General features: G+C 40.8%; 22 protein-coding genes. 11 read left to right on the top strand and 11 right to left on the bottom strand.

Going from position 1 to position 26135, the window contains the following annotated elements:
* Nucleotides 1-37 precede the first annotated feature (37 nt).
* The 8 genes from MS_RS00335 to MS_RS00300 form a co-directional block, all read right to left on the bottom strand.
* Nucleotides 38-1021, bottom strand: a complete 984-nt coding sequence (locus tag MS_RS00335; RefSeq protein WP_011199257.1) for a tripartite tricarboxylate transporter substrate binding protein — start codon at nt 1019-1021, stop codon at nt 38-40.
* Nucleotides 1022-1041: 20 nt separating this feature from the next.
* The gene (locus MS_RS00330) at nt 1042-2535 is read right to left on the bottom strand and encodes a tripartite tricarboxylate transporter permease (protein WP_011199256.1); all 1494 of its coding nucleotides are present in this window, start codon (nt 2533-2535) and stop codon (nt 1042-1044) included.
* A gap of 12 nt (nt 2536-2547) precedes the next feature.
* Entirely contained in the window at nt 2548-3051 is a 504-nt protein-coding gene (locus tag MS_RS00325; protein WP_011199255.1) for a tripartite tricarboxylate transporter TctB family protein, read from the bottom strand.
* A gap of 185 nt (nt 3052-3236) precedes the next feature.
* Nucleotides 3237-4391, bottom strand: coding sequence for an iron-containing alcohol dehydrogenase (locus MS_RS00320; protein WP_011199253.1), 1155 nt, complete (start codon nt 4389-4391; stop codon nt 3237-3239).
* Nucleotides 4392-4403: 12 nt separating this feature from the next.
* Complete coding sequence (locus tag MS_RS00315; protein WP_226977687.1) at nt 4404-5378, bottom strand: hydroxyacid dehydrogenase; 975 nt, start codon at nt 5376-5378, stop codon at nt 4404-4406.
* Between the two features lie 12 nt (nt 5379-5390).
* Entirely contained in the window at nt 5391-6269 is an 879-nt protein-coding gene (locus MS_RS00310) for a dihydrodipicolinate synthase family protein (protein WP_011199251.1), read from the bottom strand.
* A gap of 18 nt (nt 6270-6287) precedes the next feature.
* Entirely contained in the window at nt 6288-7289 is a 1002-nt protein-coding gene (gene pdxA, locus MS_RS00305; protein ID WP_011199250.1) for a 4-hydroxythreonine-4-phosphate dehydrogenase PdxA, read from the bottom strand.
* Between the two features lie 14 nt (nt 7290-7303).
* A complete protein-coding gene (locus tag MS_RS00300) occupies nt 7304-8545 on the bottom strand; it encodes a four-carbon acid sugar kinase family protein (RefSeq protein ID WP_041639431.1) in 1242 nt (413 codons plus the stop codon).
* Between the two features lie 264 nt (nt 8546-8809).
* Between MS_RS00300 and cpdB the strand changes: the two genes are divergently transcribed.
* The 7 genes from cpdB to araA all read left to right on the top strand — a co-directional run bounded on the left by cpdB (nt 8810) and on the right by araA (nt 18743).
* Nucleotides 8810-10780: a 2',3'-cyclic-nucleotide 2'-phosphodiesterase gene (gene cpdB / locus MS_RS00295; RefSeq protein WP_011199248.1), complete on the top strand. Its 1971-nt coding sequence runs from the start codon at nt 8810-8812 to the stop codon at nt 10778-10780.
* Between the two features lie 233 nt (nt 10781-11013).
* On the top strand, nt 11014-12027 hold the full coding sequence (locus tag MS_RS00290) for an arabinose ABC transporter substrate-binding protein (RefSeq protein WP_011199247.1): 1014 nt from the start codon (nt 11014-11016) through the stop codon (nt 12025-12027).
* Between the two features lie 57 nt (nt 12028-12084).
* The gene (araG, locus tag MS_RS00285; RefSeq protein WP_011199246.1) at nt 12085-13593 is read left to right on the top strand and encodes an L-arabinose ABC transporter ATP-binding protein AraG; all 1509 of its coding nucleotides are present in this window, start codon (nt 12085-12087) and stop codon (nt 13591-13593) included.
* A 2-nt stretch (nt 13594-13595) separates the two neighbouring features.
* A complete protein-coding gene (araH, locus tag MS_RS00280; protein ID WP_041639429.1) occupies nt 13596-14564 on the top strand; it encodes an L-arabinose ABC transporter permease AraH in 969 nt (322 codons plus the stop codon).
* Between the two features lie 11 nt (nt 14565-14575).
* Entirely contained in the window at nt 14576-15433 is an 858-nt protein-coding gene (gene araC / locus MS_RS00275; RefSeq protein ID WP_011199244.1) for an arabinose operon transcriptional regulator AraC, read from the top strand.
* 196 nt (nt 15434-15629) lie between these two features.
* Nucleotides 15630-17228, top strand: a complete 1599-nt coding sequence (locus MS_RS00270) for an FGGY-family carbohydrate kinase (RefSeq protein WP_041639428.1) — start codon at nt 15630-15632, stop codon at nt 17226-17228.
* 27 nt (nt 17229-17255) lie between these two features.
* The gene (gene araA, locus MS_RS00265) at nt 17256-18743 is read left to right on the top strand and encodes an L-arabinose isomerase (RefSeq protein WP_011199242.1); all 1488 of its coding nucleotides are present in this window, start codon (nt 17256-17258) and stop codon (nt 18741-18743) included.
* 134 nt (nt 18744-18877) lie between these two features.
* On the opposite strand, the gene tkt is transcribed toward araA, so the two are convergent.
* The 3 genes from tkt to MS_RS00250 form a co-directional block, all read right to left on the bottom strand.
* Nucleotides 18878-20875, bottom strand: coding sequence for a transketolase (gene tkt, locus MS_RS00260; protein WP_011199241.1), 1998 nt, complete (start codon nt 20873-20875; stop codon nt 18878-18880).
* A gap of 187 nt (nt 20876-21062) precedes the next feature.
* On the bottom strand, nt 21063-21740 hold the full coding sequence (locus tag MS_RS00255) for a 3-keto-L-gulonate-6-phosphate decarboxylase UlaD (RefSeq protein WP_011199240.1): 678 nt from the start codon (nt 21738-21740) through the stop codon (nt 21063-21065).
* A gap of 36 nt (nt 21741-21776) precedes the next feature.
* On the bottom strand, nt 21777-22568 hold the full coding sequence (locus MS_RS00250) for an IclR family transcriptional regulator (protein ID WP_041639427.1): 792 nt from the start codon (nt 22566-22568) through the stop codon (nt 21777-21779).
* Between the two features lie 171 nt (nt 22569-22739).
* Here MS_RS00250 and yiaK point away from each other — a divergent pair, with 171 nt between their 5' ends.
* From yiaK to MS_RS00230, 4 genes are all read left to right on the top strand, one after another.
* The gene (yiaK, locus tag MS_RS00245; protein WP_041639426.1) at nt 22740-23738 is read left to right on the top strand and encodes a 3-dehydro-L-gulonate 2-dehydrogenase; all 999 of its coding nucleotides are present in this window, start codon (nt 22740-22742) and stop codon (nt 23736-23738) included.
* A 103-nt stretch (nt 23739-23841) separates the two neighbouring features.
* On the top strand, nt 23842-24303 hold the full coding sequence (locus MS_RS00240) for a YhcH/YjgK/YiaL family protein (protein WP_011199237.1): 462 nt from the start codon (nt 23842-23844) through the stop codon (nt 24301-24303).
* 9 nt (nt 24304-24312) lie between these two features.
* Entirely contained in the window at nt 24313-24795 is a 483-nt protein-coding gene (locus MS_RS00235) for a TRAP transporter small permease (protein ID WP_011199236.1), read from the top strand.
* Nucleotides 24792-26069: a TRAP transporter large permease subunit gene (locus tag MS_RS00230; RefSeq protein WP_011199235.1), complete on the top strand. Its 1278-nt coding sequence runs from the start codon at nt 24792-24794 to the stop codon at nt 26067-26069. The genes MS_RS00235 and MS_RS00230 overlap by 4 nt, the downstream gene beginning before the upstream one ends.
* Nucleotides 26070-26135 lie beyond the last annotated feature (66 nt).

Raw genomic sequence — 26135 nt, 5'->3', positions numbered from 1 at the left:
CCCTTTGAAAACATCTTCAAAGGGGATTATTTTCTGTTTAATTATTCACTAAATCTTTATTAGTTTCAAATTCTTTTAACGCACTATCAAGATGATTGAGTAAGTCCTTAGTTCCTACAAATGTTGGAGAGACACTGTAAGCATCTTCTGTTTTCTTACGAAAATCCGGATTATCCACAACAGTTTTTATTGCCTGTTCCATTTTTGATATGATTTTCTCATCAGTACCTTTAGGGAAGCTTAAGAAATAATAACGTTCTGCATTCCAGTCAAATCCTTGTTCTTTTGCGGTCGGTACATTCGGAAATAATTTATTACGTTCATTATTTATTGTCGCTAATGCAATAAAATCACCGGAATCAAAATAAGATTTCATTACACCATAAGGATTCACATTAACATCAATTTTGCCCGCCAATAACGCCGCATTACGATCACTACCACCACCGGCATCAACAATATTAAAATCAATACCTGTTTTTTGTTCTAATACACGTCCTAAATAATATGAATACCCACCGACAGATGAAGCATAGATTAATTTTCCGGGTTCTGATTTCGCTTTATTTATAAGATCCGTTAAATTTTTAAGACCACTTTTTGCATTAGCTGCGATTACATAAGAATCATCAACAATAGTTGCCGCTACTGGAGACAATGCTTCATGTGCTTGCTGCGCTAAACCAACAACTTTATTTGTTAACATTGACTCATGGAAAAATAAAGCGGTATATCCATCAGGTTTTGCACTCACAACTTGCTTCATCCCGGCATTACCATTTGCACCGGAAACATTATTTACTATAATTCGCGCACCCAATTCTTTTTCCAAATGGCTGGCTAAATTTCGGGCATGGAAATCCGTATCTCCACCGGCACCAAACGGAACTATCAATGTAATGGTCTTTTGAGGCCAACTATCGTCAGATTGAGCAACATTTGTTGAATCTATTTTTTTATCACATCCAACAATACCTAAACTCAGAATGCTTGCGCAAATTAAGCTAATTACTTTTTTCATAGAAAGACTCCTTGAGAACTTTAGTTATGTTTCTTAATTCTTGATTTCACTGCAAATACAATTACTAACCCGGTTAAAATAAAAAATGTTAAGGCTATTGGCGCTTTAAAGAATGCGGTAAAATCACCTTGTGAGAACATTAAACCTCGTCTTAAATTAATTTCCGCTAAAGGACCAATAATAAAACCTAAAATGAACGGCGCGGCAGGAATTGATAGTTTATAGAAACTAAAACCTATGATGCCGAATAAGACTGTCGCCCATACATCAAAGAAATTATTTCTTACCCCAAAGGCACCTATAATGCAGAAAAGAAAAATTGCCGGTAATAAGAAATGTTTAGGGATAGATAAAATTTTGGTAAATAGTCTTAATCCGTAAAATTCCATAATAAACATTACAACAGAACCAAACAGCATGGCAGTAAAAATTGCATAAACTGTTCCAACATTTTCAGTAAACATTAATGGGCCGGGAATAATGCCATGTAATGTTAATCCGCCTAATAAAATTGCGGTTACCGTATCACCGGGAATGCCCAGGGCTAATAATGGAACTAATGCACCACCAACTGCGGCGTTATTAGAAGATTCGGAGGCAACAACACCGTCAATAATACCGGTTCCATATTTTTCAGGATGTTTAGATATTGATTTGGATACCGTATATGCCATTACATTGGCAGCACCACCGCCAATACCAGGTAAAATACCAATACCAGTTCCTAAAGATGAGCAAACAAAAAAGTTTTTTATTTGTCCAAAAAATTCTTTAAGAGAAAAACCTAACCCTTTTTCCATTCTAATTGCTGTAATAACCTGCATATTTTGATGTTCAGTTTTAACCGTATCAGCCTTCGCAATAATTTCATTAATAGCAAATAATCCGATTAATACAGGTAGTACATCAAATCCATAGGCAATTTCTTCGGAACCAAATGTAAAACGATTCACAGAAGCAATACTATCCATACCGACAGTAGCAAACATACAACCCATTAATCCGGAAATCAGACCTTTCCAAATATTTTCACCAGACAAACCAACTAACATACTTAATGAGAAAAGTGCAACGGCAAAGTATTCATAAGCACCAAATTTAATCGCAATTTTTGCCAGAATCGGAGATAGAAAAATTAAAACAATCGTCGAGAAAATCGTCCCTAAAAAGGAAAACGTTACGCCAACGCCTAAAGCTTTAAATGCTTGATTCCTCTTTGTCATTGGATAACCATCAAAACAAGTTGCTATGGATGACGGCGTACCCGGGATACCCGTTAAGATAGCGGTAATCAAACCGCCGGAAATTCCCCCGATATATAATGCAATTAATAAAATAACTGCCATATTAGGATCTAAAGCATAAGTAATAGGCAAAAATAATGCCAATGCCATGGTTGCTGATAAACCGGGTACAGAACCAAAAATAATACCTATAAATACACCGCCTAACAAACAACTTAAACCAGTTATTGTAAATAAAGAAGATATTCCTTGTAGTAATAGTTCAAACATAAATTGTCTCCTTTAAAATAAAAACCCGGATGGCATTGTTAAATTCAGATAATAACTAAATAAGAAGTATGCAAGAATCGGTAAGACAATAGAAAAAATACTATAAACGATGTAATTCTTCTTAATATATAGAGGGGTTAACAATACGGATAAACAGAATAAAAATGGAATGGACGTTACAATAAAACCTATATATTGCATTAATAAAACATATACAAATACCAAACCAATTACAGAAAAAATTCTTTTCCAATCAGTTTCCTTATTCTCTTTATTAACTACTGTATTTCTGATTTTAAAAAATGAGGTTATCATCAATACAATAGATGTTGTTAGCAGTAAAGAACCATAAATTATTGGCATAAAATCAGCCTCTACACTAACTAAATTTTTAGTTTCTATCTGAAATGCACTAATTAAATAAAATGCAGAAACAAAGAAAAATATAAAACCGGCAAGAAAATTCTTATCTGAAATATATTTCTTCATATTAATTTCTCCCACAACTCTAAACATAATATTAACCGTCTTACCTGTGATTAATAAAAATCACTTTGAGATAATATATAATATTATTCTATTGAAAAATGTGATCTAGTTATCAAATTCGTAAAATTTGATTAAAATAAATCATTTTTGATTTTAAAGTTTCAACAAGTAAAAAAATAGCGATGAAAACCATCGCTATTAGGATAAACAAATCAGAGTATTTTTTTATAAATACCTCTAATATCTTGTTTTGTCATTTCTTTTGGATTGTTATCTAACAATCGTCTTACAGAATATCCGGCGTCAACCAGTTCATCTAATATATCTTCTGTGATACCCACTGTTTTAAGATCACATTTAATATTCAAATCCCTAATTAATGCATAAAGTTCTTCAATCATTGCTTCGGCCGCCTCTTGTTCCGTTAAGCCCGCAATATTTAAGTCCATTGCCTTAGCTATTCGAGCAAATTTCTCAACACAGGCATCCAGATTAAATTTCATCACATCTGGCAATAAAATTGCATTAGATAAGCCATGAGGAATATGATATTTCCCTCCTAATGGGTAAGATAAAGCATGAACAGCTACCGTACTTGACGTAGCAATACTTACACCACCTAAATAAGAGCCTAATAGCATATTTTCACGAGCCTGCAGATTATGACCGTCTTCATAAGCAATACGAATACTTTTAGCTATAAGCTCAATTGATTTTAAAGCAAACATCTCGGTAAACGGGCTACACTTTTTAGAAATATAACATTCAATGGCATGACATAAAGCATCAATACCCGTATTTGCAGTGATATGTTTTGGTAACCCCGTTGTCATTTTAGGATCTAAAATAACGCAGTTTGGCAACATTTTTTCATCTACAATACCGACTTTAAGTTCTCTTTCAGGTACTAATACAATAGAATTTTGTGTCGCTTCTGAACCGGTGCCGGATGTAGTCGGAATCATTAATGTAGGAATACCGCGATTCTTAAATTTTACTTTACCATCAACTACATCTCGTAATGCTACATGATTATTTAATAAAATCGCCACCAGTTTAGCGGTATCCATCGCACTACCTCCCCCGATACCGATTACCATTTCGACATTGAATTGCATAGCAACCTTATAAATATCATTCACTTTATCTACAGGTGGTTCCGGAGGTGTATCACTAATTACATGAACATTGACTCCAGCTTGTTCCAACAACATTTTAGGTTCATTGATAAGCCCTGCATTAAAAACTCCTTGATCCGTAATGATCACCACATTAGTCGCATCAAAACTATTCACAACATCTGTTATTTGAGCAACACAACCAGCTCCTGCAATAACTTTGTTTGTATGAAGTAAAGAATATGTCATTTTATTAAGTCCTTATTTGTTCCATCTTGGATGATTATATGCTTCAGGATTACACACATAAGGCCATTTTTCGCCATTAATTACTGCAACAACACCTTCGGCAGCCATTGTGGCTACGCCAGATGCAGCTTCTTTAGTTTGTCCTGCCATGTGAGGAGAAACAATTACATTATCCAGCTGAAATAGAGGAGAATTAATGTCAACAGGCTCACAGGCAAACACATCTAATCCTGCACTATGAATTTTTCCTTCCTGCAATACTTTGGTGAGAACGGGCTCATCAATTACTTCACCTCTGGCACAATTAATCAGAATGGTATGTTCATTCATTAAGGAAAACTCATGTTCGCCAATAAGATTTCTAGTTTCATTTGTTAATGGCACATGAATAGAAATCACATGAGAATCACGAATAACATCATCTAATTCGGTGCAATAGATATACCCTTCCTGTTCTATGGTTCCTTGTTTTACAAATGGATCATAAACTTTAACGTTCATACCTATTGCTTTCGACATTTGAGCCAAAATAGAACCAATTCGTCCATAACCAATTAATGCTAAAGTTTTATGATTCAATTCATAGGCTTTATAACTGCTACGAATGGCAAAATTACCTTTCCGCATTTCATTATCTGACCGTACAATATCTTTTGCGCAAGCAAACATTAGAGCAAAAGCATGTTCTGCTACAGAACGGGTGTTAGATCCAGGAGCAATAACAACTGGAATACCTAATTCTGTCGCTGTTTTCACATCAACGTCATCTACACCAACCCCGGGACGGCCAATTACTTTCAAATTTTTAGCTTGTAACATTGTTTCTCTATCAATAGAACCAATGCGAATTATTAAACCTTCAGCATCTAATAATTCGGGTAACATGATTTTTGGATTACCATCGTTAGTAATAGCGACCTGAGCATTAGCATCTTCTAACACTTTCATTCCGTTATCATGCAATCGATGGGAAATAACTACTTTCATGATCATTCCCTCTTAGTCATATAATTTAAAAACATCTTGTAGCGCTTTATCAATTACGGGGTTATTCGCACAGTTAGATGGCTCTTTCGCAGGTCCGGTACCTAATCCGCGTAATTGTGCGGCACGTTTTACTACGGAATTTGGATTACCCATTTGCATCACATTACGGAAATCACGGATTTTTTTCTGCGCTTCGTTTGCTTTTTCAAAGTCACCTTGTTTCCAATATTCATATATGGAAACCATTAATTCAGGGAACACATTTGAACAACCGCTGATAGCGCCTGTACCACCAGCTAATAAAGTCCAAAGAATTAAGGAGTCGCTACCCGCCATGATACTTAAACGAGAATCGGTATTTTCAATATATTTCAATGTATTATCAAAATTACCACTACTATCTTTTACACCAATAATATTTTCATATTGGGCTAATTTCTTAATGGTTTTGTAATCAATATTGTTACCAGTTCTTGCAGGAATGTTATACATCAAAATCGGAGCAGTAACATTTTCGGCAATTGTAGCGTAGTGACGATAAAGGTCATCCTGAGTGACCGCAATATAATAAGGTGAAACAATAGAAAGTACGTCAACACCTAAATCTACAACTTTCTTAGAAAACTCAACTGTTTCTTTCGTGGTTACACAACCTGTCCCAGCATAAACCGGTACACAACCATCAGCAGCTTCAATTGCGGTTTTAATTATTTCTAATTTTTCAGCTTCGTTAAATCCATAGAATTCACCATTAGTACCTAATGGAAAAATACCGTGAATACCCGCCTTAATTAGATAATTGATATAGTTTTTATATACTTCAGGATTAAATTTTTCGTTATCATCTAATGCGGTAAGAACCGGAGCGATAATACCTTGAGGTTTAAACATAATAATCTCCTAATTAACTTATTGATTTGAATATTTAATATTTGCCATTTTGGCACCAAGGTATAAAGCTTCAGTCATACTACGACTATCGGCAATACCTTGACCTGCAATCTGGAATGCGGTACCGTGGTCAACCGAAGTTCGGATAAAAGGCAAACCTGTAGTGACATTTACACCGCTATCAAAACCGATGAGTTTTAATGGGATATGACCTTGATCGTGATACATCACAACCACCATATCAAACTCATCTAAATTTGCTGCGCGATGGAATACCGTATCCGGAGGAATTGGACCGATAACATTAATACCTTTGGCTTGCGCTTCTTTTACGGCAGGTAGAATTTCTTCTTCGTCTTCCGTACCGAATAAACCATGTTCTCCCGCATGCGCATTAAACCCCGCCACCGCAATACGAGGCTCTTTAAAACCAAGCATTTTGGTATATTCTTGAGCGAGTTCAATCACAGTTAATACGCGTTCTTTTTTAATTAAATCGCAGGCTTGGCGCATTGAAACATGTGTAGTGACATGAATAACATTCAATTTTTCACTTGTTAGCATCATCGAAAAATCTTCCGTATTACTCAGTTTCGCCAAAATTTCAGTATGTCCCGGAAACATTTTACCGCCTGCATGAAGCGCTTCTTTGTTTAAAGGTGCGGTCACAATTGCGTGAATTTTTCCTTTTAATGTGAGATCTACTGCCCGCTCAATAAATTCATAAGCCGCTTTCCCCGCACGAGCATCTACTTTTGCAAAGGGAAGATCAGCAGGTAAATTATCTAAGTCGATTACATCAATATAGCCAAACTCGCTTTGGTAATGATCGACATCATCTACTTTACGCAGTTTGAGATTGGATTTAACAATAGGCAACGCCCGTTGCATAATTTTAAAATCACCCACAACAACAGGATGAGCCAAGTCATAAATCCGTTTGTCTTCTAATGCTTTAATAATCACCTCAGGGCCAATACCAGCCGCATCGCCCATCGTAATACCTAAAATAGGTTTCATACTACTCCTCTCCTTTAACTAAGATTTTTAATAACTTCAATTGTATTCTTCAACACTGCATCGGATCCAAAACCACCCGCTTTAGTAATCACAGGAATCCGGCTTAACGGGGAATTCAGGAAATAACCAAAAGGAACACCATTCTCAACTTCACCGGCAATATGATAAGAATCCGCATTAAGGGCTTTTGCCACAGCTATTGCTATATCGCCTCCCGTCAAAAAAATAGCGGAAAGTTGATAAAAATTTTTAATTAGTATTTCCTTAGTCAATGCAGATAATTTCATACAAATATGATCACCCAGTTCAGCTCTTGTAAGAGCTAATTTCTCACTTAAATTATCTACGTTGTTACGGGCTTCAATAGAACTATCGGTTTTTATAATTACATTTTTACCCAGTTCAAATTGCGCTAGTGCCTGCTTAATAACGGAATCATTATATTGATTGGAAGAAAGCAGTAATTCCGTATCTAAATCAATGACAAAATTTGTTTCATCATGACGAATATAATTTACTTGTTGCGTCGTTTTTTCACTCATAGACGCAACAACAAATAACATTGGTAAAATTGCTTTCCGCATAGTCATACAACCCGCTAAGCCGGAAGAACCGATTAACAATACGGACTCATCTAAACTATTGGATAAATTTATAATGCGTACTAAGTCCTGATTTGTCGTCGCATCAAATGAAAAAATAACTTTCTGATTATGAGCAATCGCTTGTTTGATTTTCGCATTCACAACCATTGGTCGGCATAACTCATCATGCATAACTTCAATCACCGGGATATCCGTTTGAGAAGTAATAATCTCCTTAACACTGGATGAAATAATGGGCGTTTTCGGATCTGTTGCAAACTCAGTCTCAAGCAAAGGCACATCATTCACATAACAAATTCCATTTTTGATAATGCGTCCCGCATCCGGTAGTGCCGAACAAATAAAAGCAATCAATGTATTTGTCGCGTCCATACAGGCTTCTATTTCAGCACCGATATTACCCCTTAAGGTCGAATCAATCTTTTTATAAACCGACATTCCCTCATATAGAGACAAAACCCTAGTAACGCGTTCTTTAGCCTCTTGTATAGAAACCGCCCGACTATCGGTGTTGAATACCAAAACGTCCGATTTTCCCGAGTAACCTTTTGATATATCAAGCAATATATCTACTTTAATGTTATTTTTTACGAACTGAATACCAGTATCATTAGCCCCGGTAAAGTCATCTGCCAAAATTAACTTTTGCATATCTAACCTACTCAACTAAAAGTTAGGTAAAGTATAATTAATGTACTTTTTTAAAACTGTGATATAAATCACATTATGATTAATTAAAATCATTTTAGATTAATTAAAATCATATTAAGAGATAAGTTTTTATAAAACCGGGCAGGTTATTTTTATAAATGTAGGATAGATCAAATAACCGTTCTGCGATTTGTTTTACAATGCGCCGTTAGGAAAATACCCTCACCTTAATTTTTATTTATTCAATTAATGCCGGAGTAAAAAATGGAAAGACGTAGATTTATTCAACTTGGTGCAAGTGCAATGCTTGTGTTGGGAACCAGTCGATATGTTTGGGCACTAGGGGATAACAAAGCCCAACTACGCATTATTGCAACCACGGACGTGCATAGTTTTTTAACAGACTTCGATTATTATAAAGATGCACCCACAGAAAAATTCGGATTCACACGTGCCGCCTCCTTGATAGAACAAGCTCGCAAGGAAGTCAGCAATTCGATATTGGTAGATAACGGCGATTTAATTCAAGGCAATCCTATTGCTGATTATCAGGCGGCGGTCGGGGCAAAACAAGGTAAACCTCATCCGGCAATTCAGGTTTACAATGCCATGAAATACGATATGGGTACCTTAGGAAATCATGAGTTTAATTATGGTTTGGATTATCTCAATGAAGTGATTAAACAAGCGGATTATCCGATTATCAACGCCAATGTGGTGAAAATAGGTACCAATGAGCCGATGTTCCGGCCTTATGTTATTCAGGAAAAAGATATCCTGGACCAAGCCGGCAACAAACAAAAAATAAAAATCGCCTATATCGGTTTCACGCCGCCGCAAGTTACGGTTTGGGATAAAGCGAATCTTGCCGGCAAAGCGGAAAGCCGCGACATTATAAAAACCGCACAAAAATACATACCGATGTTGAAGGGAAAAGGCGCGGATATTGTTATCGCTCTCGCCCATACAGGACCTTCCGATGAACCCTACCATGAAGGCATGGAAAATGCCGCCTTCCATTTAGCCGATGTAAAAGGGATTGATGCGGTGATTTTCGGGCATTCGCACCGCTTATTCCCGAATAAAGAATTTGAGAAATCGGCTAATACGGATATTGCCAAAGGCACGGTGAAAAACGTGCCTGAAAGTATGGCGGGTTACTGGGCGAATAATATCAGTGTTATTGATTTAGCCTTGGTGGAAAAAAATGGTAAATGGATGGTGGTAGACGGTTCTGCCGCGCTTCGCCCGATTTATGATGTGACCGCCAAAAAAGCTACCGTAGAAAATCATGAAAAAATTACCGCACTTTTACAGCCGGTGCATGAAGCGACACGTAAATTTGTAGCGCAACCTATCGGTCAAGCCAACGATAATATGTACAGCTACCTTGCCTTAGTACAAGATGATCCGACAATTCAAATCGTTAATCAGGCACAAAAAGCTTATACCGAAAACGTGGTGAAAAACCTACCTGAATTAGCCGGTTTACCGGTTTTAAGTGCGGGTGCGCCATTTAAGGCGGGCGGGCGCAAAAATGATCCTACCGGTTTCACCGAGGTGGATAAAGGGCGGTTAACCTTCCGTAACGCCTCCGATTTATATCTTTATCCGAATACGCTGGTAGTGTTGAAAGTTAACGGTGCCGAATTGAAAGAATGGCTGGAATGCAGTGCCGGAATGTTCAAGCAAATTGATATAAACAGCGACAAACCGCAATTTTTATTGGACTGGGAAGGTTTCCGCACTTATAACTACGATGTTATCGACGGCGTAAGTTACCAGTTCGATATTACTCAACCCGCCCGTTACGACGGCGAATGTAAACTCATCAATAAAAATGCTAATCGGGTGGTAAATCTCACCTTTAACGGCAAACCTGTTGATCCGAAAGCGGAATTTTTAATCGCCACTAACAATTATCGCGCCTACGGCAACAAATTCCCCGGTACCGGAGATGCCCATATTGTCTTCGCCTCACCTGATGAAAACCGCCAGATTTTAGCCAATTATATTTCGGCGGAAAGTAAATCTAAAGGCGAGGTTACACCAACCGCCGATAAAAATTGGCGTATTGCTCCGATTCACAGTAAGGTGAAATTAGATATCCGTTTTGAAACCTCACCTACGGAAAAAGCCGCTGCATTTATCAAACAAAATGCGCAATATCCAATGCAATTGGTCGGTAAAGATGAAATCGGTTTTGCTGTTTATCAAATTGATTTAAGTAAATAAACATCTCTTATGAGAAAATCCCTAGCCTGAACACTAGGGATTTTTTTGCCTGTTTTAAACTAGGGGAAATTAGCTGAATATATGGATTATTAGGTCATGAATCTGTAATGTGATCTAGATCGATGTTTTTAGTTGACAAACTATCTAATATCTGAATGCTACCTAGAAGGCGTGACTATCAATGTGTCTATTTCATTGATAAATATGAAAATAATATATAGAAGGACAGAACTATGAAATTAAGCAAAAGAACATTTCTTAAATCTCTAGTTGCAGTATCTATTCTGGCGGTAACCGGATTGAATTCTAATCCTGTATATTCCAGCTCGGCCGAACCTATTAAATTGGGCTTTTTGGTCAAACAGCCTGAAGAGCCTTGGTTCCAAACGGAATGGGCGTTTGCCGACAAAGCCGCGCAGGCGTTAGGTAACGTTCAAATAATCAAAATAGCCATTCCCGATGGTGAAAAAACCTTAAATGCTATTGATAATTTAGCTGCTAACGGGGCGAAAGGTTTTGTTATTTGTACTCCGGACCCGAAATTAGGTCCTGCCATTATGGCGAAAGCCCGTGCTTATGACTTAAAGGTTATCGCGGTGGATGACCAGTTCTTAAATGCCGCCGGCGAACCGATGACCAATGTGCCGTTAATTATGATGGCGGCAAGTGAAATCGGCCAACGTCAGGGCGAAGAACTTTACAAAGAAATGCAAAACCGGAAATGGGATGTGAAAGATACCGCGGTTTTAGCCATTACCGCCGATGAACTGGATACCGCCCGGCGCCGTACCGAAGGTTCTATTGAGGCATTAATCAAAGCGGGTTTCCCAAAAGAAAAAATTTATAAATCACCGACTAAAAGTAACGACATCCCGGGCGCTCTTGACGCCGCCAACTCTATGTTAGTGCAACATCCGGAAGTAAAAAACTGGCTTATCGTGGGTATGAACGATAACACCGTATTAGGCGGTGTACGCGCAACCGAAGGACAAGGCTTTAAACCGGAAAATGTCGTGGCTATCGGTATCAATGGTGTGGATGCGGTTAATGAACTTTCAAAACCAAGAGCCACCGGATTCTTAGGTTCATTATTACCAAGCCCGGATATCCACGGCTATCGCAGCGTAGAACTTCTTACCAAATGGATCAGAGAAGGTGTGGAACCGGAAAAATATATTGCCGTTCAGGACGTTGTGTTCTTAAAACGAGACAATTTTAAAGAAGAACTCTCCAAGAAAGGCCTTTAATATTTGAAATCAAGGTCTGTTTATTGCCCATAAACAGACCTCAATAAGGAGGACGAGATGCAAGTTCCATATTTAGAATTTGATAATGTGAGCAAAAGCTTTCCCGGCGTTAAAGCATTGCAAAATATTTCCTTTAAATGCTATGAGGGCAAAGTTCATGCGTTAATGGGTGAGAATGGTGCGGGCAAGTCCACCTTGTTAAAAATTTTAAGCGGCAACTATCTGCCTAGCGAGGGCAAATTAAGTATCGGCGGTCGCCAACTGGTTTTCCGTAATACTAAAGAAGCCTTATTAGCCGGTGTCGCCATTATTTACCAGGAATTAAATATTGTGCCGGAAATGACCGTTGCGGAGAATTTATGCTTAGGTCAGTTACCCCATTCTTTCGGCATTGTAGATAAAGCGGAATTAATTGAGAGAACACAACAATACCTGGATAAACTGGATCTCAATATTTCGCCTAATACCCCTTTAAAAGAATTATCTATCGGTCAATGGCAAATGATCGAGATTGCCAAAGCCTTAAGCCGGGGCGCAAAAATCATTGCATTTGACGAACCCACCAGCAGCCTTTCCGCTCCTGAAATTGAGAAATTATTCAGCGTAATTAACGAGTTACGGGATGAAGGCAAGGTGATTTTATATGTATCTCACCGAATGGAAGAAATTTTCCGTATCAGTGATGAAATTACCGTGCTGAAAGACGGGCAATTTGTGGAGACTTTCTCCGATCTTTCAAAAATCACCAATGACGATTTAGTACGCAGCATGGTCGGACGCAATTTGGGTGATATTTACCATTATCGTCCCCGTGAAGTGGGTGATGTCCGTTTGAAAATTGCACATTTATCCGGTGAAAAACTGCAAGGTGATTTTAGTTTAACGGTTCGGGCCGGTGAGGTTTTAGGCTTATTCGGCCTGGTCGGCGCAGGGCGTTCGGAATTATTAAAAGTGATTTTCGGTGCGGATCCTTGTGTGTCGGGAAGCATTGAATTAGACGGTAAAACCTTGTCTATCCGCAGCCCTAAAGACGCTATTGAACAAGGTATCGTCCTTTGTCCGGAAGACCGTAAAAAAGAAGGCATTGTCCCCACTGCCAGCGTAGGGGAAAATATTAATATCAGCGCCCGCAGATTACATAATTTTTTTAAATTTATTATTAATGATAAATGGGAAAAGAAAAACGCTGAAAAACAACGCCAACAAATGAATGTGAAAACCCCGTCTATCGAGCAATTAATTGTCAATCTTTCCGGTGGTAATCAACAAAAAGCGATTTTAGGCCGTTGGCTTTCCGAAGATATTAAAGTGTTATTGCTGGACGAACCGACCCGGGGTATCGACGTGGGGGCGAAGTCCGAAATTTACGATTTAATTTTTAAGCTGGCCGACCAAAAATTAGCCATTATTGTGGTTTCCAGTGATTTACCCGAAGTTATCGGCGTATCCGATAGAATTATGGTAATGCGCGCCCATCAAATTACCGGTGTGGTAGAACGCGCGGATGCAACGGAAGAAAAAGTATTAAAACTTGCTATGGTAGAAAGCCTTAATGTAGGAGATTGATTATGACTTCAACAACTCAAGAAAAAAGTGCGGGTTCATTCAGCAAAATCTGGAACGCTTATGGCATGCTGTTAATTTTTGCAGTCATTTTTGTCTGCTCTTGTGTATTTATCCCGAATTTTGCCACTGTGGTGAATATGAAAGGGCTGGGTTTGGCCATTTCTATGAGCGGGATTGTTGCCTGCGGTATGTTGTTCTGCTTAGCCGCCGGCGAAATTGATCTTTCCGTCGCTTCCGTTATTGCTTGCGCGGGGGTTGTTACGGCGGTGGTCATTAATATGACGCAAAGCGTGACAATCGGTATTCTTGCCGGTCTCGGCCTGGGTATTGCCGTAGGGTTAATTAACGGTTTCGTAATTGCGAAATTAAAAATCAACTCATTAATCACCACCCTCGCCACCATGCAGATTGCCCGCGGTTTCGGTTATATTATTTCTGACGGTAAAGCGGTGGGTATTACCAAAGAAGAATTCTTCGAATTAGGTTATCAGGATATTTTCGGCGTGCCGTTACCGATTATTTTTACCGTTATCTGTATGGTCGTCTTCGGTTTCTTACTCAGTAAAACCACTTACGGACGCAATACCCTGGCTATCGGCGGTAATCAGGAAGCTTCCCGTTTAGCCGGTATCAATGTGGACAGAACAAAATTAATTATTTTTGTGGTATCGGGTTTTGTTTCCGCACTTGCCGGCGTGATTCTGGCCGCCCGTATGACCAGCGGTCAACCGATGACTTCCGTGGGTTTTGAACTGGTGGCCATTTCGGCCTGTGTATTGGGCGGCGTTTCATTGAACGGCGGGGTGGCAAAAATTTCATTTATTATCGCCGGGGTGTTAATTCTCGGTACCATCGAAAATGCCATGAACCTACTGAATATTTCACCTTTTGCCCAATATGTAGTGCGCGGTTTAATCTTGCTGATTGCGGTAATTTTTGATAAATATAAACAGAAATTTATCAAATCTTAAGGTCAGAGGAAATGAAATATCAGCGTGAGGTTCAACAGGAAACCAATCCCTTATTGCCCGGTTATCAGTTCGGCTCGTATTTAGTGGCGGGCTGTACCCCCATCGAAAAAGGCAATGAAGTGGATTTTGCCATTCGTCGTCCCAACGGCATGAAAGGCTATATCATTAATCTCACCACCAAAGGCGAAGGCACGGTATTCGAAGGCGACCGTGCCTTTACTTGTTGTAAAGGGGATTTATTGCTTTTTCCGCCCAATGCCGAACATTTGTATTATCGTTCGCAATCCTCCGAATCCTGGCATCACCAATGGATCTATTTCAGACCCCGCTCCTTTTGGGCAAATTGGCTGCAGTGGAGCCACATATCGGATCATGTGGGCCGTCTTACCATTACTGATCCGACAACTTATGAGGAAATTCTGGCATTATTTAAAAAAATAGAACGGGAATACAACGCTAAAGATATCTTCTCCGAGGCCATGTCCATGTGTTTATTGGAGCAGCTGCTCATAAAATGTATCAAATTAGATCCCGTCAACAGCCAAAGAATGCTGGATCCCCGGATTCTGGAAACCTGCCATTTTATTTCCGCCAATCTGCATATTAACCACAAAATTACTGAAATCGCCGAGCATATTCATATGTCCCCTTCCCGCCTTACTCATCTTTTCGCGCAGCAAACGGGTTCCAGTATTATCAAATGGCGGGAAGAACAACGTATGATTAAGGCTCAACATTTACTCCATACGTCGGGTGCGCCCATTTATGCCATTGCAAGACAATTAGGCTACGACGACCAACTCTATTTTTCCCGCCTGTTTAAACGTTATTCCGGCCTAAGTCCGTCCGATTACCGCAATTCCCGTTAAATTCCGGCGGCAAAAGTGCGGTCGGAATTTCCCGTTTTTTTAAAAAAGTGATCCGGCTCGCATCTTATTTTTAGCAGCCGTATTCTCCATATATATAGCGTATTCCGCTCTAACTTTTTCCCTTCGGAAGTCCTACTCTATGGCATATTGATTAATAGAAGTTTTGTAACCACAAACAAGGTCAGGAGTAATGAATATGCAAGATGCAAAAAATCTGATTGCTTCAGGCGGGGCATCCGTTGGAATCGAATTCGGTTCCACGCGGATTAAAGCCGTATTAATTAGCACGGACGGAACTATTTTAGCCAGCGGCGGCTTTACCTGGGAAAATCATTTCATTGACGGAATCTGGACCTATCCGCAAAGCGAAATCTGGCAAGGATTGCAACAAGCTTACCGGGATCTGGCAAATCAGGTGCAAGAACAATACGGCATTACGCTCACCCGCGCCAAAGCTATCGGCATCAGCGGCATGATGCACGGTTATATTCCTTTTGATAAACAGGGTAACCAGCTGGTTGCGTTCAGAACCTGGCGCAATAATATTACGGCAAAATCTTCGCAAAAACTGACCGCACTTTTTAACTACAATATTCCTCAACGCTGGAGTATTTCTCATTTATATCAAGCGATTCTGAACCAAGAAGAACATGTCGGCGAAATTGATTATTTAACCACACTGGCGGGTTATGTGCACTGGCAATTAACCGGCGAAAAAGTGCTCGGCGTGGGCGAAGCCTCCGGTATGTTCCCTATTGATCCGCAAACCGGTAGTTATTATCAAATTATGCTTAATCAGTTTGACGGCTTAATTGCGGCGCAATCCTATCCCTGGAAAATCGCCAACATTCTGCCGCAGGTATTAACGGCTGGACAACCCGCCGGTCACTTAACGGAACAGGGGGCAAAATTGCTCGATCCGACCGGCCGATTACAGGCGGGAATCCCGTTTTGTCCGCCGGAAGGCGATGCGGGGACCGGCATGGTAGCCACCAACAGTATTAAAACGAATACCGGAAATATTTCCGCCGGTACCTCGGCTTTTGCCATGATTGTATTGGAAAAAGAACTGTCCAAAGTCTATGAACAATTGGATATGGTCACCACCCCGACAGGTAAGCTTGTAGCCATGGCGCATGCCAATAACTGCAGTTCGGATATTAACGCCTGGATCCGCCTTTTCGGTGAAACCTTAAAAGCCTTTGGCGCGGAAGTCGAAACGGATAAATTATACGAAACCCTTTTCCGTAAAGCCTTGGAAGGGGATGCTGACTGCGGCGGTTTATTGGCTTACGGTTTTTATTCCGGCGAACACAGCGTAGGCTTAGCCGAAGGTTGCCCGACCTTCATGCATCCGGCCAATTCCCGTTTTACCCTGGCTAATTTTATCCGCACCCATTTATACAGTGCATTCGGCGCCATGAAATTAGGGGTCGATATTCTTATTCAACAGGAAAAAGTCAATATCGCGCAAATTCTCGGTCACGGCGGTATTTTTAAAACCCCAAATGTCGCTTCGAAGATTCTTGCCTCGGCGATTAATGTCCCCATAGCTGTGATGAAAACCGCAAACGAAGGCGGTGCCTGGGGGATTGCATTATTAGCAAATTATCTGGACGCCCACAAAAATGGGCAATCTTTAGATGATTATTTAGAGCAATGTATTTTTTCTCAAGCTGAAGTTTCTGTTTCTTATCCTGATAGTGAAACGTCTAAAGGATATGAAGAGTTTATTGAATATTACAAACGCGGAATATCGGTTGTTCAGGCAGCTGTTAATACATTTAACGAATAAGTTTAAAATCTACTTAGGAGAAATATTATGGAATTTCTTAAAAAACTTGAAGTTTGGTTTGTGGTCGGTAGCCAAGATTTATACGGCGATGAAGCGCTTAAACAAGTGAATGCCAATGCGGAACAAATCACCCGTTATTTAAATGACCAAAATCCTTTTATCCAAATCAAGTTAAAACCGCTTGCCACCACACCGGAAGATATTCTGTCTCTCTGTCAGGCGGCGAATTATGAAGAAAACTGTGTGGGCGTGATTGCCTGGATGCACACCTTCTCCCCGGCAAAAATGTGGATTGGCGGCTTAACCCGTTTAAACAAACCCTTATTACAATTCCATACTCAATTAAATAAGAACATTCCTTGGAATGAAATTGATATGGATTATATGAATTTACATCAAACCGCCCACGGTGACCGTGAATTCGGCTTCATGGTGTCCCGTTTTCGTAAACCGCGTACCATTGTGGTCGGACATTGGCAAAGCGAGTCCGTCAAACAAAAACTCGACCGCTGGATGCGTGTGCTGGCGGCCATTTATGACCAACAACACCTGAAAGTGGCGCGTTTCGGCGATAATATGCGTGAAGTGGCGGTAACCGAAGGGGATAAAGTGGAAGCGCAAATCAAATTCGGTTACAGCGTGAACGGTTACGGTCTGTACCAATTGGTGAACAGCATAAATACGGTCAATGACGAAGATATTACGGCGCTGGTTAAAGAATATGAAGCCAGTTATCAACTGGCGGACAGCTTAAAGGACGGCGGCGAAAAACGTCAATCTCTGATTGATTCCGCCCGCATTGAATTAGGTTTAAAAGCATTCTTAGACAAGGGCGGATTTAAAGCCTTTACCGATACTTTCCAAAATTTAGCCGGCATAAAACAGTTACCGGGTCTGCCTGTGCAGCGTTTAATGGCTCAAGGCTATGGTTTTGGTGCCGAAGGCGACTGGAAAACAGCGGCATTAGTGCGCGCAATTAAAGTAATGAGCTACGGTTTACCTAACGGATGTTCGTTTATGGAAGATTATACCTATAACTTAGACGATAATAATGAAATTGTGCTTGGCGCTCATATGTTGGAAGTTTGTCCGTCTATCGCAAATAATAAACCGATTTTAGATATTAAACCGCTCGGTATCGGTGGAAAAGAAGATCCTGCGCGATTAATTTTTACATCTAAATCGGGCAAGGCAACAGCATCGACAATTGTTGATTTAGGCAACCGCTTTCGTATGATTACCGCAGATATGCAAGCGGTAGACAAGCCTCAGGATATGCCAAATTTACCTGTCGGTCACGCATTCTGGAAACTGGAACCTAATTTTGATATAGGTACTCAAGCCTGGATTTTATCCGGCGGGGCTCATCATAACGTATTCAGTTTAGATATTGACGCAGATATGTTAAGAACCTTTGCGGAATATTTCGACATTGAATTTATCCATATTAACGTCAAAACGGAACTACCGAATCTGAAAAATGAATTACGTTGGAACGAGGCGGCTTATAAATAATATAAGCACTATCTTCTACTAAAAACGCCATAAATAGATAGACCCGACTTAAAGTCGGGTTTATTTTTATAGGCAGCAACAAAAGTGCGGTCAAAAATTCAAAAATTTCGAAAAAACGACCGCACTTTTAACAATTAAAGAATCTCTTTTGCTTTTGCCACTACATTTTCAACGGTAAAACCGAAGAGTTTAAATAATTGATCTGCCGGAGCGGATTCACCGAAGCGATTCATGCCTACGATGCGGCCCTCTAAACCCACGTATTTATACCAGAAATCGGCAATTTGCGCTTCAATGGCAACACGTTTGGTTACTGAACTCGGTAACACGGATTCGCGGTAGGCTTCATCCTGTTTGTCGAACACGTTAGTGCTCGGCATAGAAACCACGCGAACTGCTTTACCTTCCGCAGTTAACGCTTCCGCCGCTTTTACCGCTAATTCCACTTCCGAACCGGTAGCAATTAAAATAAGCTCAGGCGTGCCGGCGCAATCCTTTAAGATATAACCGCCGCGCGCTACGTTTGCTAATTGTTCGGAAGTACGATCTTGTTGCGCCAGGTTTTGGCGGGTGAAGATTAATGCGCTCGGACCGTCTTTACGTTCAACCGCGGCTTTCCATGCAATGGCGGATTCCACTTGATCCGCCGGACGCCAGGTTTCCAGGTTAGGAATTAAACGTAATGAAGCGGTTTGTTCTACCGGTTGGTGAGTCGGACCGTCTTCGCCCAAACCGATGGAGTCATGAGTGTAGACGAATAATGAGCGTTGTTTCATTAATGCCGCCATGCGAACCGCATTGTGGGCGTATTCGTAGAACATTAAGAAGGTAGCGCCGTAAGGAATGAAACCGCCGTGCAAGGCGATACCGTTCATAATAGCGGACATACCGAATTCACGCACGCCGTAGTTGATGTAGTTACCGTCTACGTTTTGTTTAGCACGAATCGGTTTTGAACCTGACCACAGGGTTAAGTTTGAGCTTGCCAGGTCGGCGGAACCACCCAAGAATTCAGGTAAAATATGGGCGTAAGCTTCAATAGCGTTTTGTGAGGCTTTACGGCTGGCAATTGAAGCCGGATTTGCCTGTAATTTTTCAATGAATGCCTGAGATTCTGCCGCCCAGTTTGCCGGCAATTCACCGTTTACTCGGCGTTTAAATTCTTTCGCTAATTCAGGATAGGCTTTTTCATAAGCGGCGAATTTTTCATTCCATACCGCTTCTGCGCTTTGACCTGCCGATTTTGCATCCCATGCGGCGTAAATATCCGCCGGAATTTCAAAAGGTGCGTATTCCCAATTTAACGCTTTACGGGTTAAAGCGATTTCTTCATCGCCTAATGGCGCGCCGTGACAATCATGAGAGGCGGATTTGTTCGGCGAACCGTAACCGATAATGGTTTTGCAGATAATGATAGACGGTTTTTCCGTTTCCGCCCGGGCTAATTTCACCGCCGCAGCAATTTGTTCCGGATTATGACCGTCGATATTATCAATTACTTGCCAGCCGTAAGCTTCAAAACGGCCTTTGGTGTTGTCGCTGAACCAACCGTCAACATGACCGTCGATGGAAATGTTGTTGTCATCATAGAACGCGATTAATTTGCCTAAACCTAAGGTTCCCGCTAATGAACAGGCTTCATGGGAAATCCCTTCCATTAAACAGCCGTCGCCTAAAAATACGTAAGTGTGATGGTCAACAATATCGTGACCTTCGCGGTTAAATTGCGCCGCCAAGGTTTTTTCCGCAATCGCCATACCTACGGCATTGGTGATACCTTGACCAAGCGGACCTGTGGTGGTTTCTACGCCTGGTGCGTAGCCGTATTCTGGGTGACCCGGCGTTTTAGAATGAAGTTGACGGAAGTTTTTTAAATCTTCGATAGAAAGGTCATAGCCCGTCAAATGTAAAAGGCTGTAAATCAACATGGAGCCGTGACCGTTTGAAAGCACAAAACGGTCACGATCCGCCCATTTAGGATTGGTCGGATTGTGCTTCATAAAACCGCGCCATAAAACCTCTGCAATATCCGCCATGCCCATAGGTGCGCCGGGGTGACCGGATTTTGCTTTTTGCACCGCATCCATACTTAAGAAACGGATCGCATTGGCTAGTTTTTTATGATCTGTCATTTTTTTCTCCTAATCATAATTTGAAATAGATTGATATATCTGTTTTTTATTTTACTCTATTTTTTTATAAAAAAGGTCTATTGATTCCATTACTCTTCAAGACCATTATAACTTATGTGATCAATATCACATTTTATTAAATGTTCGCATTACCACGTAGTGCAAATCCATTTGACAGCTCAGGACATTAATTCCAATACTCATTAATTTTATCTCGGATGGCGGCTGCGGTCTGCCGACCTTTTTCCCCAACCAAGGCACGACCGGCGATAAAAGCTTTCGCATTTTTAATCTCTTTAAATAAATGAATATCTTCAGGCACAATACCGCCCGTAATGGAAATCTCCATGCCTAAGGCGGAAAGCCGCTTCATTAATTCTAAATCTTCTTCCGTCCAGCCTTTACCCGCTAATTCGGCATCTCTTGAACGGTGATAAATCACCTGTTTTATGCCCGATTCCAACCAGCTTTCGGCATCCTCTAACGTCCAGTTGCCATATAATTCTATTTGGATTTCTTTTTTGACGTTTAAATCCGGATTGGCCGCATTAAAATCATCCGCCACTTTTTTACAACCAGCTTTGGTTGCCGGGTGAGCTGCGGCGGAAACAGTCAGCCAGTCGGCACCGGCTTCGAATGCCATTTTAGCCAGAACGGTTCCCGCATCGGTGGTTTTTAGATCGCACACTAAAATATGCTGCGGATGTAATGCGCGTAATACGGACACCGCCTTCATCCCTTCGGCACAAGCTAAAATCGTACCGCACTCTATGATATCTACTGAGGATTCGGCCTGCTTTGCATCGGCAACCGCCTTTTCTAAAGTGGTTGAGTCTAATGCGATTTGTAACAACGGTTTTGACATAATATCTCCTTTTGAGAAAATTGATTAAATCGGGAATTAATTTTGAACGGACTCAGGTAACCAACCTAATTCAAGGGATATTGCTTCCGCCGTGAGCTTTATTTTTTCAAGCAAATGTTCGATGCCGTATTGATTCAGCTTAGATGTGGAAATGGAAACGGACATTGCATACTCTACCTTGTTCTGAAAATTAAAAATGGGGCAGGCAATACAAGAAATACCGATTTCGTTTTCTTCTTTATCTACGGCAAATCCCTGCTTTTTAATTTCGTCTAATTCTTTTTCCATGACCGGCAATTCAGTAATCGTATTACAGGTTAAGGTTTGAATATTATCGTTGTTTGTCTGCCAGTATTCCTTTAAATAGGCAGGTCTATCATAAGCTAAATAGAGTTTTCCCATGGCGGAACAATACAATTGCAGATGTTGACCGATATAGGCCCGGGTTCTCATCATGCCGGTGGTGGGTTCAAGCTTATAGATCATAATTGCGTGATCGTTTTCTCTCATTGAGAAATTGATGGTTTCGCCTAAGTCCAGATTTAAGTTTTCTAAATGGGGAGAGATAATATTGATGATATTTAATGAGGAAAATATTTTGTGACCGATAGATAAGCATTTGCTGGTTAATCTATAACTGCCGACGGTTATTGCCGGTTGAACGAACCCTTCTTGTTGTAATCCCTGTAACAATCTATGTACCGTACTTTTATTTAATTCGGAAATATTCGCCAATTGCACTAAAGGACAGCCATTAGGAAACCGGCTTAATATTTCGATTAAACGTAATCCTCGAATAAGACTTTGGTTACCGCTATTTTTTTCCATTTCCTTGAGTCTTCTTACTATAAAAAACAACTGAGATAAGTTTATATCATAAAAATGAGATCTAGTTCACAAATTAAACAATTTATTCTTAACTTTATCTCTCTTGAAACATATCATAATGAATATGGAATCCAATTTCAATATATGAAACGCATAAGCGGGAGAGCAAAAATGAAAGTATCTTATGAAGAATTAAAATCAGAGTTTAAAAGAGTTTTATTATCACGTAACGTCCGCGAAGACATTGCGGAAGAATGTGCAACGGTATTTGCCGATACCACACAGGCGGGGGCTTATTCGCACGGCGTGAACCGTTTTCCCCGTTTTATCCAGCAATTGGAAAACGGCGATATTAAACCTGAAGCTCAACCGACCAAAGTACTTTCATTAGGTGCGATTGAACAATGGGACGCTCATCAGGCAATCGGTAACCTAACCGCCAAAAAAATGATGGACCGAGCTATGGAATTGGCTTCTCAAAACGGTGTGGGAATTGTAGCGCTACGTAATGCCAACCACTGGATGCGCGGCGGTTCATACGGCTGGCAAGCGGCCGAAAAAGGTTATATCGGTATCTGCTGGACAAATGCGCTTGCGGTTATGCCGCCTTGGGGAGCAAAAGAATGCCGTATCGGTACCAACCCGCTAATCGTTGCGGTGCCGACAACCCCAATCACCATGGTGGATATGTCTTGTTCTATGTATTCCTACGGGATGTTGGAAGTTCACCGTTTGCAAGGTCGCCAAACATTCGTGGATGCGGGTTTTGACGATAATAATAATCCGACCCGTGATCCGGCAACCGTTGAGAAAAACCGTCGCTTAATGCCGATGGGATTCTGGAAAGGTTCCGGTTTATCCATCGTATTGGATATGATCGCAACCCTGCTTTCTAACGGTGAGTCAACAGCCGCCGTCACCGAAGATAAAGATGACGAATATTGCGTATCGCAAGTGTTCATTGCCATCGAAGTGGATCGTTTAATCGACGGCAAAACAAAAGATGAAAAACTTAACCGCATTATGGATTATGTAAAAACCGCCGAACCGGTGGATCCGAATCAACCGGTACGTTTGCCGGGCCATGAATTCACCACAATCCTGGCGGATAATAAAGCGAACGGTATCCCTGTGGACGATACGGTTTGGGCTAAGTTGAAATCTCTTTAATATTTTCGTTCCTTTCCCGTTTACGGGAAGGGAACGATATGTTTTCGGAATAACACATTTTTTCTTTACCTGATACGGTAATTTCATAGTTCAGAGGTATTCAATGATTTTCGGTCATATTGCAAAGGTCAATCCCAAACAGTATCCGCAAGCGATTCGGTTCGCATTGGATTATTTAGCCAAAACGGATTTCGATTCCATGGAAGCGGGGCGCTATCCGTTAAAAGACGATAAAATTTACGTTCAAGTTTTAGATTTGGAAACCAAGCCAAAAGCCGAATATTTGCCGGAAGTGCACCGCAATTATCTTGACGTCCAATATTTACATTCTGGTACGGAGATTATGGGGGTGTCAACAGACTTAGGCAACAATGCCGTCGCCGTTGAATACAATCCGGAACGGGATATTTTATATTATGCCGAGGCTGAAAATGAGCAGGAATTACATTGTCAGCCGGGAAATTTTGCGGTGTTTTTTCCGGAAGACGCACATAGAGCGGCTATTTATAACGGTTCTGAAAAGATACGTAAAATAGTGGTAAAAATTGCCATGAGCGAAATTTAGGAGTTATCTATGAAAGCCTTAGCTCAATTTGTCGGGAAAGCTATTGAGACCATTTGCGTCATCATTTTAGCAACAATGTCCGTCTTGGTTTTCCTGAATGTCGTATTACGTTACGGATTCAATAGCAGTATCAATATTACCGAAGAAGTCTCCCGCTATATGTTTGTATGGCTGGCTTTTTTAGGCGCCATTCTTGCTTTTAATGAAAATCAACATGTTAGCGTTACGGTGTTTGTTGAAAAACTTTCTCCGTCAGCTAAAAAGTTACTCCATCTTATTACGGATGTAATCATGCTGTTTTGTTGCTACCTCATCGTAGACGGCAGCTGGATCCAGTTTAATTTAAATCTGAATAATCTTGCACCTATATCCGGTTTACCTCAGGGCATTACCTATCTTGCCAGTACGGTAGCCGGTTTTTCTATCGGAATCTTAATTTTGGCCCGTATTGCAACCAATATTGCAGCCTTGGTTAAAGGAGAAACAAAATGACGGTCGTAATTTTTCTTGCTGTTTTATTAGGTGCGATTATTTTAGGTATTCCTGTCGCCTTCTCATTGCTTGTGTGCGGTGTGGCGTTAATGGTTCACCTGGATTTATTCGATTCGCAAATTTTAGCCCAACAAATCGTTAGCGGTGCGGACAGTTTCTCCCTGATGGCGATTCCGTTCTTTATTCTTGCCGGCGAGCTGATGAATGAAGGGGGCTTATCCAAACGAATTATTGATTTACCGATGAAGCTTGTCGGTCATAAACGCGGCGGATTAGGCTTCGTTGCCATCCTTGCCGCCATGATTATGGCGAGTCTTTCCGGTTCTGCGGTGGCGGATACGGCAGCGGTTGCCGCTATGTTGTTGCCGATGATGAAAACCACCGGTTATCCGGAAGCCCGTTCCGCCGGCTTAATCGGTACCGCAGGGATTATTGCGCCGATTATTCCGCCGTCCATTCCTTTTATCGTTTTCGGGGTGGCCAGCGGCGTATCTATCACCAAATTATTCATGGCCGGTATTTTCCCGGGCATTATGATGGGTATTTGCTTAGGCATGCTTTGGTGGTGGCAGGCAAAACGCTTAAATTTAATGACCTTTTCCAAAGCCACCAGACAAGATCTTTGTATCTCCTTTAAAAACAGTATTTGGGCATTGTTATTACCGGTTATTATCATCGGCGGATTCCGTACCGGTATCTTTACTCCGACGGAAGCCGGTGCCGTGGCGACTTTCTATGCTTTGGTCGTTTCAATGTTTATTTATCGCGAATTAAAATTCAAAGATCTTTATAAAGTGCTGTTGGCCGCTGCTAAAACAACCGCAGTGGTAATGTTCTTGGTTGCCGCCGCCAACGTTACCGGTTGGTTAATCACCGTTGCCGAATTACCGGCCATGTTAACCGAGTTACTCGAACCTTTACTTGGTAATCCGACAGTCTTATTGCTTGTTGTGATGTTAGCGGTATTTGTTATCGGTATGGTAATGGACTTAACCCCGACCGTGTTGATCTTAACCCCGGTATTAATGCCGTTAATTGAAGAAGCGGGAATCGACCCGGTATATTTCGGCGTACTATTTATCCTAAATACATCCATCGGCTTAATTACACCGCCTGTGGGCAACGTATTAAACGTGATTACGGGTGTGTCTAAACTTCCGTTTGACCAAGCGGCGAAAGGCATCTTCCCGTATTTAATCATGATGATTTTATTGCTTTTATTATTTGTATTCGTTCCTTCACTTATTCTCGTTCCATTAAGTTGGATGTTGTAAAAAATACTCGGGTATAGGGCAGCCTATACCCACAATAAACAATTTAAATTTACCCACAACTCTAGG

It is taken from the genome of [Mannheimia] succiniciproducens MBEL55E, from assembly GCF_000007745.1.
GTDB classification, from domain to species: Bacteria; Pseudomonadota; Gammaproteobacteria; order Enterobacterales; family Pasteurellaceae; genus Basfia; species Basfia succiniciproducens.
The sequence above is the reverse complement of the archived record's forward strand: the minus strand, read 5'-3'. Positions and strand labels throughout refer to the sequence as shown.

Excerpts from the sequence above, each read along its gene's own strand:
- MS_RS00335 (WP_011199257.1), bottom strand. The coding sequence starts at position 1,021 with ATGAAAAAAGTAATTAGCTTAATTTGCGCAAGCATTCTGAGTTTAGGT.
- MS_RS00330 (WP_011199256.1), bottom strand. The coding sequence starts at position 2,535 with ATGTTTGAACTATTACTACAAGGAATATCTTCTTTATTTACAATAACT.
- MS_RS00325 (WP_011199255.1), bottom strand. The coding sequence starts at position 3,051 with ATGTTTAGAGTTGTGGGAGAAATTAATATGAAGAAATATATTTCAGAT.
- MS_RS00320 (WP_011199253.1), bottom strand. The coding sequence starts at position 4,391 with ATGACATATTCTTTACTTCATACAAACAAAGTTATTGCAGGAGCTGGT.
- MS_RS00315 (WP_226977687.1), bottom strand. The coding sequence starts at position 5,378 with ATGAAAGTAGTTATTTCCCATCGATTGCATGATAACGGAATGAAAGTG.
- MS_RS00310 (WP_011199251.1), bottom strand. The coding sequence starts at position 6,269 with ATGTTTAAACCTCAAGGTATTATCGCTCCGGTTCTTACCGCATTAGAT.
- pdxA (WP_011199250.1), bottom strand. The coding sequence starts at position 7,289 with ATGAAACCTATTTTAGGTATTACGATGGGCGATGCGGCTGGTATTGGC.
- MS_RS00300 (WP_041639431.1), bottom strand. The coding sequence starts at position 8,545 with ATGCAAAAGTTAATTTTGGCAGATGACTTTACCGGGGCTAATGATACT.
- cpdB (WP_011199248.1), top strand. The coding sequence starts at position 8,810 with ATGGAAAGACGTAGATTTATTCAACTTGGTGCAAGTGCAATGCTTGTG.
- MS_RS00290 (WP_011199247.1), top strand. The coding sequence starts at position 11,014 with ATGAAATTAAGCAAAAGAACATTTCTTAAATCTCTAGTTGCAGTATCT.
- araG (WP_011199246.1), top strand. The coding sequence starts at position 12,085 with ATGCAAGTTCCATATTTAGAATTTGATAATGTGAGCAAAAGCTTTCCC.
- araH (WP_041639429.1), top strand. The coding sequence starts at position 13,596 with ATGACTTCAACAACTCAAGAAAAAAGTGCGGGTTCATTCAGCAAAATC.
- araC (WP_011199244.1), top strand. The coding sequence starts at position 14,576 with ATGAAATATCAGCGTGAGGTTCAACAGGAAACCAATCCCTTATTGCCC.
- MS_RS00270 (WP_041639428.1), top strand. The coding sequence starts at position 15,630 with ATGCAAGATGCAAAAAATCTGATTGCTTCAGGCGGGGCATCCGTTGGA.
- araA (WP_011199242.1), top strand. The coding sequence starts at position 17,256 with ATGGAATTTCTTAAAAAACTTGAAGTTTGGTTTGTGGTCGGTAGCCAA.
- tkt (WP_011199241.1), bottom strand. The coding sequence starts at position 20,875 with ATGACAGATCATAAAAAACTAGCCAATGCGATCCGTTTCTTAAGTATG.
- MS_RS00255 (WP_011199240.1), bottom strand. The coding sequence starts at position 21,740 with ATGTCAAAACCGTTGTTACAAATCGCATTAGACTCAACCACTTTAGAA.
- MS_RS00250 (WP_041639427.1), bottom strand. The coding sequence starts at position 22,568 with ATGGAAAAAAATAGCGGTAACCAAAGTCTTATTCGAGGATTACGTTTA.
- yiaK (WP_041639426.1), top strand. The coding sequence starts at position 22,740 with ATGAAAGTATCTTATGAAGAATTAAAATCAGAGTTTAAAAGAGTTTTA.
- MS_RS00240 (WP_011199237.1), top strand. The coding sequence starts at position 23,842 with ATGATTTTCGGTCATATTGCAAAGGTCAATCCCAAACAGTATCCGCAA.
- MS_RS00235 (WP_011199236.1), top strand. The coding sequence starts at position 24,313 with ATGAAAGCCTTAGCTCAATTTGTCGGGAAAGCTATTGAGACCATTTGC.
- MS_RS00230 (WP_011199235.1), top strand. The coding sequence starts at position 24,792 with ATGACGGTCGTAATTTTTCTTGCTGTTTTATTAGGTGCGATTATTTTA.